Source organism: Williamsia sp. z34, from assembly GCF_059553395.1.
The window spans coordinates 34,969-47,097 of record NZ_JCANWW010000008.1; the positions used below are offsets into that span (position 1 = coordinate 34,969).

Annotated in this window: 12 protein-coding genes; 6 read left to right on the forward strand and 6 right to left on the reverse strand. The window is 66.1% G+C overall.

The window, feature by feature from the left end; genetic code table 11:
• Positions 1–35 precede the first annotated feature (35 nt).
• From AC51GT_RS19320 to AC51GT_RS19345, 6 genes are all read right to left on the reverse strand, one after another.
• Positions 36–908, reverse strand: a complete 873-nt coding sequence (locus AC51GT_RS19320) for an LLM class F420-dependent oxidoreductase (RefSeq protein WP_496329831.1) — start codon at positions 906–908, stop codon at positions 36–38.
• Between the two features lie 38 nt (positions 909–946).
• The gene (locus AC51GT_RS19325; RefSeq protein ID WP_496329832.1) at positions 947–2,164 is read right to left on the reverse strand and encodes an acetyl-CoA C-acetyltransferase; all 1,218 of its coding nucleotides are present in this window, start codon (positions 2,162–2,164) and stop codon (positions 947–949) included.
• 167 nt (positions 2,165–2,331) lie between these two features.
• Positions 2,332–2,733, reverse strand: a complete 402-nt coding sequence (locus tag AC51GT_RS19330; protein ID WP_496329833.1) for a nuclear transport factor 2 family protein — start codon at positions 2,731–2,733, stop codon at positions 2,332–2,334.
• Positions 2,734–2,799: 66 nt separating this feature from the next.
• Positions 2,800–3,495 (reverse strand): type 1 glutamine amidotransferase domain-containing protein, encoded by a 696-nt coding sequence (locus tag AC51GT_RS19335; RefSeq protein ID WP_496326682.1) that lies wholly within the window; start codon positions 3,493–3,495, stop codon positions 2,800–2,802.
• A gap of 38 nt (positions 3,496–3,533) precedes the next feature.
• A complete protein-coding gene (locus AC51GT_RS19340; RefSeq protein ID WP_496329834.1) occupies positions 3,534–4,523 on the reverse strand; it encodes an EamA family transporter in 990 nt (329 codons plus the stop codon).
• 81 nt (positions 4,524–4,604) lie between these two features.
• Positions 4,605–5,654, reverse strand: a complete 1,050-nt coding sequence (locus tag AC51GT_RS19345; RefSeq protein ID WP_496329835.1) for a type III polyketide synthase — start codon at positions 5,652–5,654, stop codon at positions 4,605–4,607.
• Between the two features lie 283 nt (positions 5,655–5,937).
• Between AC51GT_RS19345 and AC51GT_RS19350 the strand changes: the two genes are divergently transcribed.
• The 6 genes from AC51GT_RS19350 (at position 5,938) to AC51GT_RS19375 (ending at position 12,096) form a co-directional block, all read left to right on the forward strand.
• Positions 5,938–7,242, forward strand: a complete 1,305-nt coding sequence (locus AC51GT_RS19350) for a glycosyltransferase (RefSeq protein WP_496329836.1) — start codon at positions 5,938–5,940, stop codon at positions 7,240–7,242.
• Complete coding sequence (locus AC51GT_RS19355; protein WP_496329837.1) at positions 7,227–8,795, forward strand: bifunctional 3-(3-hydroxy-phenyl)propionate/3-hydroxycinnamic acid hydroxylase; 1,569 nt, start codon at positions 7,227–7,229, stop codon at positions 8,793–8,795. The genes AC51GT_RS19350 and AC51GT_RS19355 overlap by 16 nt, the downstream gene beginning before the upstream one ends.
• A 22-nt stretch (positions 8,796–8,817) precedes the next feature.
• Positions 8,818–10,005, forward strand: a complete 1,188-nt coding sequence (locus tag AC51GT_RS19360; RefSeq protein ID WP_496326687.1) for a lipase family protein — start codon at positions 8,818–8,820, stop codon at positions 10,003–10,005.
• On the forward strand, positions 10,002–10,370 hold the full coding sequence (locus AC51GT_RS19365; RefSeq protein ID WP_496329838.1) for a DMT family transporter: 369 nt from the start codon (positions 10,002–10,004) through the stop codon (positions 10,368–10,370). Before AC51GT_RS19360 ends, AC51GT_RS19365 begins: the two co-directional genes overlap by 4 nt.
• A gap of 5 nt (positions 10,371–10,375) precedes the next feature.
• Positions 10,376–10,699, forward strand: a complete 324-nt coding sequence (locus tag AC51GT_RS19370) for a DMT family transporter (protein ID WP_496326689.1) — start codon at positions 10,376–10,378, stop codon at positions 10,697–10,699.
• A gap of 167 nt (positions 10,700–10,866) precedes the next feature.
• A complete protein-coding gene (locus tag AC51GT_RS19375; protein WP_496329839.1) occupies positions 10,867–12,096 on the forward strand; it encodes an MFS transporter in 1,230 nt (409 codons plus the stop codon).
• The last annotated feature ends 33 nt before the right edge of the window (positions 12,097–12,129 follow it).

Genomic DNA, 12,129 nt, shown 5'->3' on the forward strand with positions numbered 1-12,129 from the left:
GTTTCAGACTCGGCGCGGGTGTCGAGTTCACCAGGTCAGACGGTGAACTCGACGCCCTCGTCCGTTGCGAGTCGATGGAGCTCTTCGGCCTGTTCGCAGTAGTGTTCGGCCGTTTGTGCCACCAGCGAGGTGCCGACGATGGTCGCTCCCGCATCACGCAGTCGCGCCAGGGTGCGAACGGTCTTGTCAGGATCATCCAGCGGATCGAGGGGAAACCCGGCCGACAGGACGACCTCGAAGGACGCGGGGAGGGTAGCGGCTTCCAGCATCGTCTTCAGTTCGGATGCGCTGAGCCCGAACGGAACCCACCCATCGCCGTGTTCACACGCCCGGCGCAGCGACCGTTTGGTGCGGCCGCCGATCCAGATCGGGACCCGCTGCGCCGCGGCATGTGGCTCGACAACGAAACCCTCGTAGTCGTAGAACTGGCCGTGATATTCCGGCTGCGATGTCGACAGGGACATCCGAATTGCGGCAAGCGCGTCATCGGCACGGGCCCCGCGGTCATCGAACGGCGCGCCGATCAGTTCGAACTCCTCTTTGAGGGTTCCCACACCCAAGCCGAGGATCAGACGGCCACCGCTGATGCGATCGAGAGTTCCGTAACGCTTGGCGATTTCGAGCGGATGATGGTAGCCGAGCACCAAAACCTGTGTGGCCAGCCGTATTTGCCGAGTGCGGGCCGCCAGGTAGCCGAACGTGGCCAGCGGATCCCAATACGTCCCGCCACGCTCGGCTGCCACATCGACCGGCACCGCCACATGTTCACTGCAGGTCAGATGGTGAAACCCCAAACGATCAGCGCATTGCGCGATCTCCGCCACATCGTCGATGGTTGCGGTGGCTTCCCACGCCGAACGGGTGCTCGGGTGCTGGACCAGGACCGGTGTTGAAATGCCAAGGCGCATATCGTTGCAGCTTTTCTGTGGTGGTGTCGGCCGACGATTCAGCTCAGGCGCTCGAGAACCATCGCCATGCCTTGTCCGCCGCCGACGCACATGGTTTCGATGCCGAAGGTCTTGTCGTAGGTCTTGAGGTTGTTGATCAGGGTGGTGGTGATCCGGGCCCCGGTCATGCCGAACGGGTGGCCCAGGGCGATCGCGCCACCGGAGACGTTGAGCTTGTCGTGGTCGATGCCGAGTTCGTTGGCCGATCCGAGGACCTGCGCGGCGAAGGCCTCGTTGATCTCGAACAGGTCGATGTCGTCGATGCTCATGCCGGCGTGGCGCAGTGCTTTGCGGACCGCTTCGATGGGGCCCAGGCCCATGATCTCGGGGGACAGGCCGGTGGCTGCGGTGGCGACGATCCGGGCGAGCGGGGTCAGGCCGAGGGCTTTGGCCTTGGTGTCGCTCATGATGACCAGTGCGGCGGCACCGTCGTTGAGGGGGCAGGCGTTGCCTGCGGTGACGGTGCCGTCGGGGCGGAAGACCGGCTTGAGCCCACTCAGCTTTTCGTAGGTGGTGCCGGCGCGGGGGCCGTCGTCGGTGCTGACAAGCGTGCCGTCGGCCAGGGTGATGGGGTCGATCTCGCGGGCGAAGAACCCGGAGTTGATGGCTTCTTCGGCGCGGTTCTGACTGAGAGCGGCCCAGCGGTCCTGGTCTTCACGAGAGACCTTCGAGAAGGAGGCGACGTTCTCCGCGGTCTCACCCATGGGGATGTAGATGTCGGGCAGCAGTCCCTGCTCACGGGGATCGCTCCACGTGGAGCCACCCTCGGCAGCTTTGGCGGTGCGTTCCATCGCCTCGGCGAACTCGGGGTTCTTGGTGTCGGGCCACCGGTCTGCACTGCCGAAGGCGAAGTTCGAGACGCTTTCGACGCCGCCGGAGATGAACACATCGCCTTCGCCGGCGCGGATCGCGTGCAGTGCCATGCGGGTGGTCTGCAGCGAGGACGAGCAGTAGCGGTTCACGGTGACACCGGGAAGGTGATCCATTCCGGCCAGGACCGCGACGACGCGGGCCATGTTGAAGCCGGCCTTGCCTGCGGGCTGTCCGGAGCCCAGGTGCAGGTCGTCGATGTCGGCGCGGTCGAGTTCGGGGACCTTGCTCAACACGGTCTCGACCATCTGGCGGGCCAGTTCGTCGGGGCGGACGTCTTTGAGTGAACCTTTGACGGCCCGGCCGATCGGTGACCGGGCGGTGGCGACGATAACTGCTTCTGGCATGGGGAGTCCCTTCGAAAACGTGAGCGCGTAGAGCATCGCGGGCGTGCCGGTGGTCGGTTTGCTGACATGGCCGCCAGACGTCTGCTCAGACCAACCTAGCAAGTGCTTGGTTGGCGAGCTGAGTGAGCCTGGTCAGCGCCGGAATGCCACGCGGGACCCGCGAGGGGTCACAGTGGAACAGTGTTGACGTCGTTCGGTGACCAGAAGGCGCGCATGCTGGTGATGAGTCCGTCGTCGTCGAAGGTCATGACATCGATCGGCTCGATGGTGATCACCGCATCCGCCGTGGTGGTGGCGACCCGGAAGTGAAACGCTGCGGAGTTGCCGGCGACCCGGACGGTGATCAGGTCGGCCGTAGAGCTCGTACCGTCCATCTTCGAGTAAAACGCCCGGATGTTCTTGCGGCCTCGGCGTGGCTCGGAACCCACCGGGTCTTCGAGCGTTCCCTCCACTGCGTAGAGAGCGGCGATGTCGTCCGCTGTCCCGGTCCCCAAGAGCGAAACATACTGGGAGACAGTGTGAAGGATCTTCTTCGGCAGGTCAGCAGGACCGCTGTTCGTTGACGTCACCGGACGAGATCACCAGTTTTCGCAGAGATTTTCCAGCAGGTTCCCGGTGGGTGGGAGATCACTCGGTCAGGAGAGGGCGGAAAGGATCTCCTTCGCCAGCGGTCCGGAGGAGGCCGGGTTCTGGCCGGTGAAGAGATTCCGGTCGACGACCACCTCGGGCTCCCAGGGTGAGCCGTGCTCGTAGTCGATGCCGAGTTCGATCATCCGGTCCTGCAGCAACCACTTTGCTTTCGCGGCGAGCCCGACCTGCTCTTCTTCGGTGTTGGAGAATCCGGTGGCCCGGTAGCCGGCGAAGGTCGCGGTCCCATCGGGCCGGTGAGCTGCGAGGAATGCGGCCGGGGCGTGGCAGACAACACCGAGGGGGCGACCCGAATCCAATGCCTCGGTGAGGAGTCGGCCCGAGACCTCATCGACCGCGAGGTCTTCCATCGGCCCGTGGCCACCTGGATAGAAGACGGCTGCGTAGTCGTCCAGATTCACGGTGTCGAGTGGGATGGGTTGTTGCAGTGCCTGGTTGGAGCGCACCTTGGCTGCGACGGTATCGGCGCCTTCTTGGCCGCCGTTGACATCCGGGCTCAGGCTGGCCTCATCGACGACCGGGACCACACCACCGGGCGTGGCGACCACCACTCGGTAACCGGCGTTGGTGAACTCCTCGTAGGGCGCGACGAATTCCTCGGCCCAGAAACCCGTTGGATGTTTGGTCCCGTCGGCGAGTGTCCAGTGCTTGGCTCCGGTCAGGACGAACAGTATGTCTGCCACGGTGTGCTCCTTTGCGCGTAAATGGCGGAGTCGATGCTTCACCCCGGTGTCTGCAGGGCACTGCCTGGTTCAAGGTCTTTAGGGCCGCTTGATATTCCTCGACGCCCGCCCGCGTTGACGGCGACCAGCCCGGCCAGCAACACACCCGCGCCGATGAGCTGGGCGAACGCCATCGTCTGGCCGAGAAGCCACCACGAGAACAGGGCCGAGGCGACGACCTCGACCAACGCGATGAACGAGGCGGGCGTTGCACCGAGCAGGCGGACCGCCTGCACCCCCGTGACGTACGCCAGGCTCGTCGAGATGCCGGCCACCGCCAGGGCCACCAGCCACCAGGGGATCTCCGTGTGGGCCAGGACCGCGGAGTCGGTCGCGGCGGACATCGGCAGCACCCCGATCGCACCGGAGATCGCGATCACCACGGTTCCCACCATCAGACCGCCGGCGGCCAGCGCCAGCGGGTCGACGCTGGTGCCGGACTTCGTGAAGTCGTCGGTGGCCAGGATGAAGTAGGCGGCCAGCCCGATCGCGGCACCGATTGCCCACAGCAAACCGACCGGGTCGATGTCACCGATGCCTTCCCCGCCCAGGATCACCAGGAACAGGCCGCCGAGCGCGACCACACAGCCCAGTCCGGTGAGCAAGCTCTGCCGTCGCCTGCGGACGAGCCAGTCGTAGACGACGACCAGGATGATGCCCGAGTATTCGCAGAGCAGGGCGATCGGGACGTCGAGATACCGCACGGCGTTGAAAAAGCTCAATTGCACGACGGCCACACCGAGAACCCCGTAGGCGACCACCAAGACCGGGGCGCGCCGCAGATTCTCGAACAATCGGCGGCGCAACAGGATCAGCGGAATGGCCAGGAGTAGCGACCCCAGCCCGAGGCGGACGACTGTGACCGAGGCCGACGACCAGCCGCTGTCGATGAGCGCCGTGGCCAGCGGACCCGACGTCCCGAAGCAGATCGCCGAGGTCAGTGCGACCAGTACGCCGTACGCCGGACGGGCCGTGCTGTCCGTGGGCATCGCTTTTACTCGACCGGTCATGCCAGTAGTAAAGCCCACGCGCCGACCCTGCCGAAGCGCGGACGATACCGAACCGCGCAATCAGAGGCGGAAGAGCATGGTCTCCGCGGTCAGGCCGGGGCCGAAGGCCATGGCGCTACCCATGCCCGTCGGTCCACCGTCGGCGGCTTGCCTCATCATCTCGGCCAGCACGAAAAGCACTGTCGCCGAAGACATGTTGCCGTAGTTCTCGAGGATCTGACGCGACACCGCCAGGTGCTCGGGTGTGAGTTCGAGTGCGCTTTCCACCGCGTCGAGAATGGTCCGGCCACCCGGGTGGATGGCCCAGAGGTCTATGTCTGCGGGTGTGCGGCCGGCCAGGATCAACTTGAGGTTCTCCGCGTTGAGGGCTTTGCCCAGCTGTCCGGGCACTTTGCCCGAGAGCACCATGTCGAAGCCCTCGTTGGCGATCCGCCAGGTGATCAGCTCGCGGGTCTGCGGGACCATGACCTGCTTGAACGAATCGAGGGCGATGCCGGTCTCGTCAGCGGAGATGATCGCCGCCGCGCAACCGTCACCGAAGATGAGGAAAGACAACATCGACTCCAGGCTCTTCGGCTTCTGCAGGTGGACCGAGCAGAGCTCGACGCTCACGAGCAGCACCTTGGCGTCGGGGTTTGCCCGCACGATGTTATTGGCCGTCTTGAGTCCGGTGATACCGGCAAAGCAGCCCATGAAGCCGATCTGGGTGCGATCGACGTTCGGGCTGATGCCGCAGTTCTCGATCAGGTCGTAGTCGATACCCGGTGAATAGAAACCGGTACAGGTGACCAGTACAAGATGGGTGATGTCGGCGGCCGCATCGCCCAGATCCAGTCCATCGACGGCTTTCTGCGCCAGCCCGGGTGCCTTGTCCTCGTACTCGATCATTCGGGTCCCGGTGTCGACGGAGCTGGGGTTCGCGCCGTAGAACCGCACCGGATCATCCACCGACGACCACCGGTGGCTGATCTGCGCCCGTTCGGCCATCCGCTTGAACAGCAGCTTCTTGCCCCGTTCCTCGATCACCTCGGGGGCGTACCGGACGAACAGGTCGTGGCAGTCGAATGTCGGTACCGCAGTGCTGATCTGGTTGACGTAGGCAGTTGGCATGAGGAGGTCCAAGTCTTGTTCGAAAGCGTTGGGGGAGTTGCGCCGTCGCAACCGATGTCTGACTCAGGTGGCCCTGGTCTGTCCGATACCGTCACCAACGTAGGTCGGGTCCTGCCCGCCTCGCAACAGTGGTGTCCGTCGGATGACTGATTCTTCGGCTTGCGTCGACGCGGTTTCGGCCGTGATGGTGTCGAATGGAAATGCCCTGTCCGCCAGCGGGTTAGCAGTTGGTTGCCAGAAGGCAAGCAGATGTGGGCCAACATGGGAGCCGAGGTATGACGCGATGAAGGTGGTCCTCTGTAGCGCCCCACTGACCGGACACGCGACTCCGATGATCGCGATCGGCAGGCAACTGGTTCAAGACGGTGCGGCGGTCACGATGCTGACGGGGAGCCGGTTTCGTGACCGCGTGGAAGAGGCCGGTCTGGAGCATGTATCGCTTCCACCCTCCTGCGACTTCGACGAACGAGATCTGGACGGGCACTTCCCGGGTCGGGCACGGATGCCCGGCGTCCTGCGCTCCCGCTTCGACCTCGAGCACCTCTTTGCCCGGGCAATCATCGACCAGCACGACGGCCTGACCGCTGTGCTCGACGACGGTGCCGTCGACGTGGTGCTGGCGGAGAATCTGTTCCTGGGAGTGTTGCCGCTGTTGAGCGCAAACCGCGACCGACCCCGGGTCGGTTCGGTATGCACCTCTCCGCTGATGGCCGGCAGCGCCGACACCGCGCCCTTCGGACTCGGATTCCCGCCGTCAACAACACCTTTGGGCATGCTGCGGAATCGGGTGCTCACCGCCACGTCGAAGTCGCTCGTCTTGCGGCGGGCCAACCGGATCGCGGACGACGCCGTACGCACGACGGTCGGGTGCGCCGCCGCGTCGTTTGTCCTGGACTGGCCGTTGCTGGCGGACGACATCTTCGTCTTGACCGCCGCCGCATTCGAGTATCCGCGCCGCGACCTCGACCCGGTGCTCCACTTCGTCGGGCCGATCCTGGGGCGTGGTGGTCCCGAACCGGAACCGCCGCCCTGGTGGGATCGGGTTCAGGGGCCCGAACCCGTTGTGGTGGTGACCCAGGGGACGCTCGACAATGAAGACCTGGGTCGACTGATCGAACCGACCATCGCCGGACTTGCCGATACCGGCATGGTTGTCGTCGCGACGACAGGCGGTCCTGCGGCAGCATCGGTGAAGACCACCGCCGCCAATGCGGTTGTCACCGAGTTCGTCCCATTCGATCTGATGTTCGGGAAGACGGACGTGCTGGTGACCAACGGTGGTTGGGGCGGTGTGCATTTCGCGCTCACGCACGGTGTCCCCATGGTGATCGTCGGCTCCACGGAAGACAAGAACGAGGTCGCCGCCCGGGTGGTGCGGTCGGGCAGCGGTGTCCGCCTGCGGTCCGCCAGGCCGTCGGCCATCCGGCGCGCGGTGCAGACGGTCCTCGACGACCCCTCATACCGCGAGCGGGCGCTGGCGCTGCAAGCGCAACTGGCCGGGATGGATGGTGCCCGCGGCATCAGCGAGGCGCTCACCCGTCCACCGAAGAACACACGCGAAGCCCCGGGCCCGTGGCGGCCCCGGTAGTCATCGTCGGTGCGGGACCGACCGGTCTGACGACCGCCTGTCTGCTTGCCGAATACGGCGTCGAATCGGTGGTGCTCGATCGCCGGCGCGGTGTCTACCCGCTGCCGCGGGCGGTCCACATCGACGACGAGGTCCACCGGATCATTCAAAGTGCCGGTGCGGCACCGGATTTTGCTCCATTTGAGTGCGCTGCCCGGGGGATGCGTCTGGTCGACGGCCGTCGAAGGACTCTGATGGAGTTCCGGCGCGAGAATCCGGTCGGTCATTCCGGGTGGCGGCAGAGCACGATGTTCGACCAGCCCGATCTCGAGCGGGCGCTGCGGGCGACCGCGTCGCGGCAGCGGGCCACAACACTCGTCGAGGGGTGCACGGTGACGCGGGTCCGGACGGATCCCGACGGGTCGGTGGCCGTCCGGGTACGTGACGATGATGGATCGGAGCGGGTGATGCGCACCGGGTTCGTGCTCGGGTGCGATGGCAGGTCGAGTGTGGTGGGTGCCGAAATCGGTGGGGGTGACATCGATCTCCGCTTCGACCAGCGCTGGCTGGTCGTCGATGTCCGGGCGGCGACCGACCTGCAGATGTGGGCAGGGGTGCACCAGGTCTGCGCGGGCGCGCAGGCCGCCACCTTCATGCGGATCGGCGCCGACCGGTATCGATGGGAGTTCCGGTTGCCCGATCACGACGACCCGGACGAGGCCGGGAGATACGGCGAGGAGGAGACCGGGCGTCCGGACTACGGCTGGGCGATCGGCGCCATTCGGGCGCAGGTCCAGCACGCAGCCCCGGACATCGAGATCGTCCGGACCGCGACGTACCGGCACAGCGCCCGGGTTGCCAGGAGGTGGCGCTGCGGACCGCTCTTCGTGCTCGGGGATGCCGCGCACACGACACCGCCCTTCATCGGGCAGGGACTCGGCGCCGGATCGCGGGACGCGATGAACCTGGCGTGGAAACTCGCCGCGGTGCTCGGCGGAGACGCCGACGAGCGGTTCCTCGACACCTATCAGTCCGAACGTCGGCCGCACGTGCTGCGTGCGGTGGCCGCGGCCACCACGATCGGCCGGGTGATGTCGGTCCGCGCACCCGCTCGCGGCCCCCTCGACCTGGCACTACGCGGACTCCACCGGATGCCCGGTTCGGCGCAGGTGGGACCACGGGTGATCTATCCGCCGCTCGGCAGGTCGTCGATGCGGCTGCGGGATCGGATCACACCCGCAGCGCGATCGGTCGGCAGACTCTTTCCGCAGTTCGTCCGGTCGGGCCCGGCCGGCGCGTTCGAGGGCAGCGACGAAGTACTGGGCAACGGCTTCGCGCTGGTCCATATCGGCCCGCCGGGCCATGGGTTGTCGCGCCTGGCACCCGGTGGCCGGTCTGCGGTGCCCACCGACTTCGGTGGGGCGTCACAGGAGGTCGGGGCGTGGTTGCGCCGGTGCGGCGCCAATGCCGTTCTCGTGCGCCCGGATCGGGTGGTGTGTGCGGTCGAATCGACCTCCGGCAGGGTGTATCGCGGAACACTCGCCGATCGGGACCAACCTCGCTGTCGCCGGTAGCGATCGCTGGTAAATTGCGGCAGTGGGATTTCCGAGGCGAGGTGTGGCCGCCATCTGTGCCGTATTGGTTCTGGCCGGGTGTGGCGATGCGTTCTCGGCATCGATGTCCGAGCAGGCGCAACCGGTACCGCAGGCGCACTGGCAGGTGAAGCTCCCGATGCCCGGTGAAGTGGTGCAGACCGAGGACTGGGTCTCGTCGGCCGCCGCCGGTTGGCAGATCTCCGGCAGCAAGATCCTGTACCGCTCAACCGATGTCGACGATCAGGGCGTGATCGTTTCGGGGACGGTCTTCAAGCCGGAGGGCGTTGCGCCCGCCGATGGATGGCCGGTCCTGGCGGTCGGGCACGGTTCGACCGGGATCAACACCAACTGTGCGCCTTCGCTGACCGACAATCTGTACGGTCTGTCCGGGTTGGTGAGGCGCTACCTGGACGCCGGATTCGCGGTGACGTTCCCGGATTTCTCCGGGCTGGGCACCAACAGCGGCCCGCATCCCTACCTCGACTCGTATGCCGCTGCCCGGACGATGATCGATTCGGTGCGCGCGATCGGTGAGGTCTATTCGGATATATCGGAAACCTGGGTGTCATACGGGATCTCGCAGGGCGGCGGCGTGACGTGGGCTGCCGACGAGATCGCCGGACGGTACGCACCAGAACTCGACTTGGTGGGCGCGGTCGCCCACGTGCCGTCGACCACCAAGGTTCCGCTGGTCGACGGTGCGGTCGCCGGGAATCTGACCGTCGAACAGCAGGGCGTTCTCCAGTGGCTGGAGGAGTCGCTCGCGCGCCGTCATCCCTCCCTGAACCTCAATGAATTGCGCAGCCCGGCACTGGCGGCGCAGTGGAATGCGCTGAGCGACTGCGGTCGATCGCCGGTACGCGGTGCGGCGCTGAGCAAGGTCTCGGCCCAGGATTTCCGGCCGACGACCCCTGCGGCCACCGAGACCCTGCGCTCCCTGCTGCAGGAGATGGCTTTGCCCAGAGCGAGTCTGAGCGCCCCGCTCTACGTGCTCTACGGCGGCAACGATCGGTTCAATGATCCGAGGTGGACCGGCGACGCGATCGGCCGGGCCTGTGAGCTGGGCGGACCGATCACGGTCAACTTTCAGCCCGCCGCCGGCCACGTCGACGTGAACACCGCCGACGTCGAGCAATATCTCAAGGATCGGATCGCCGGGCTCCCGGTCAGAAATGACTGCCGCAGATGACCGGATCATCGACGAAGCGGTGGGCGCTGTTGGCCGGTGCCATCGTTGCCGAGGTCAGCGCGACCCTGGCGTTGCGGGCAGCGGTCGATCACGCGGCCTGGGTGACGTTGGTCGTGATCGGGTACGTCACGGCATTCGCGTGCCTGGCACTGGTTCTGCGTGAGGGCATGCCGATCGGCGTGGCGTACGGAGTCTGGGCCGCCTGCGGTATGGCCTTGACCGCGGTCTTGGCCGCAGTGCTGTTCAGCGAACCGTTCACCTGGGTCATCGGTCTGGGCATCGCGATTGTGATCGCGGGTGTGCTGTTGGTGGAACTCGGTTCCCACCCTGCCGAGCAGTCGCCCCGATCAGAGCCGGAGCAGTAGCGCCGATGCAATGGGTTTATCTGGCCATCGCCATCGGAGCCGAACTGATCGGGACGATGTCGCTGCGCGCCTCGGACGGCTTTCGGAAGATGGTGTGGCTCATCCCGACCGTGCTCGGTTACCTCACCGCATTCGGTGCGCTGGCGTTGTCGCTTGCCGAGGGCATGCCGGTCGGGATCGCGTACGGGATCTGGGCGGCAGTCGGCGTGGCACTGACCGCGGTGGTGGCGTGGATCCTGTTCAACGACCCGCTCACCTGGCTGATGGGGGCCGGCATCGCCTTGATAGCCGGGGGAGTGCTGATCATCGAAATCGGTGCCGCGCACTGACGTCGACTCCCGATGTTGGTGGCCCCGGTGGGCAAACCCGCAGGTCGGTCCCGCCTGAACGCACCACGGCCGGGGGTGACGAGTGGTTCGGCGCCGCTGCGGTGTTGACTGATTACGTAGCGATCGCTGCGTCAACTGAGAACCCGGATAGAGGATTTGTGACTGCCGTGGACCGACCCCCGATGGGCTCCGATGCGATCGGGATCGGCGGGACACCGCGACGTCGGTTGCAGTGGATCGCGTTTCCCGCGGTGGTGTTCGCGTTCACGGTCGTGATGATGGGGACCACCCTGCCCACCCCGCTGTACCCCGAGTACGCACGCGAACTGGGCTTCGGAAGCGCGATGACCACGGTCATCTTCGCGACCTATGCGATCGGGGTGATGGCCGCACTGATCGGGGTCGGCCGGTTCTCGGACACCATCGGCCGTCGTCCGATGCTCTATGCCGGACTGGCACTGTCGCTGGCCAGCGCGGTGCTGTTCATCATCGGTGGCAGCCTGACGATCCTCTTCGTCGGCCGGGTGATCTCGGGATTCTCGGCGGGCATCTTCACCAGTACCGCCACCGCCGCAGTGATCGAGGCCGCGCCGAGAGGTCGCCGGACCATGGCCACGGCGGTCGCCACTGCGGCCAACATCGGTGGTCTCGGGCTCGGCACACTGCTGGCGGGTCTGGTCGCCGAGTTCGCGCCCGGCCCGACCCGCACGGTGTTCGTCGTCCATGCGGTGCTCCTGGTGATCGCCGGACTTGGGCTTATCACCGTGCCGGAAACGGTGAAGGTACTCACCGGCGCGCGCCCCAAGCTGCAACGTGTCAACGTCCCGCCGTCGGTGCGTGGCGTGTTCGCTCTTGCCGCGGTCGGTGCGATGGCCGGATTCGCGGTGTCGGGGCTGTTCAGTGCCGTCGGGCCCAACTTCCTGGCCCACGTGCTCGACGAATCATCGCCTGCGCTCGCCGGAATCGTCGTCTTTGTGACCTTCGGTGCCTCGGCCGTGGCCCAGATCGTGTTCATGAGAGCGCGCGTCCGCCCCTCGCTGCTGTACGGGTATCTCGCGCTGGCGGTGAGTATGGCGATTCTGATCGTGAGCTTGGTTGCCGAGTCGCTGCCGGGGCTGCTTCTCGCGTCGGCCATCTCGGGTGCCAGCCAGGGTGTGTTGTTCGCCAAGGGTATTGCGGCAATCGCAGCCAAGGTCGAGCCGTACCGTAAGGCCGAGGCCACATCGGCGTACTTCGTGGTTGCCTACCTGGCGATCTCGGTCCCGATCATCGCCGTCGGGATCGCCTCCTCGGCCTGGGGCCTGACCGCCGCCGGCGTCGTCTTCTCCGCGGTGATCGGTGTGATCGCGGTGGCCACGGTGACCGGTCTGCTCCTGCGACCGCGTAGCGCCACCTGATCAGGCAAGAGGTGCATTGCGCGCATCATCGCC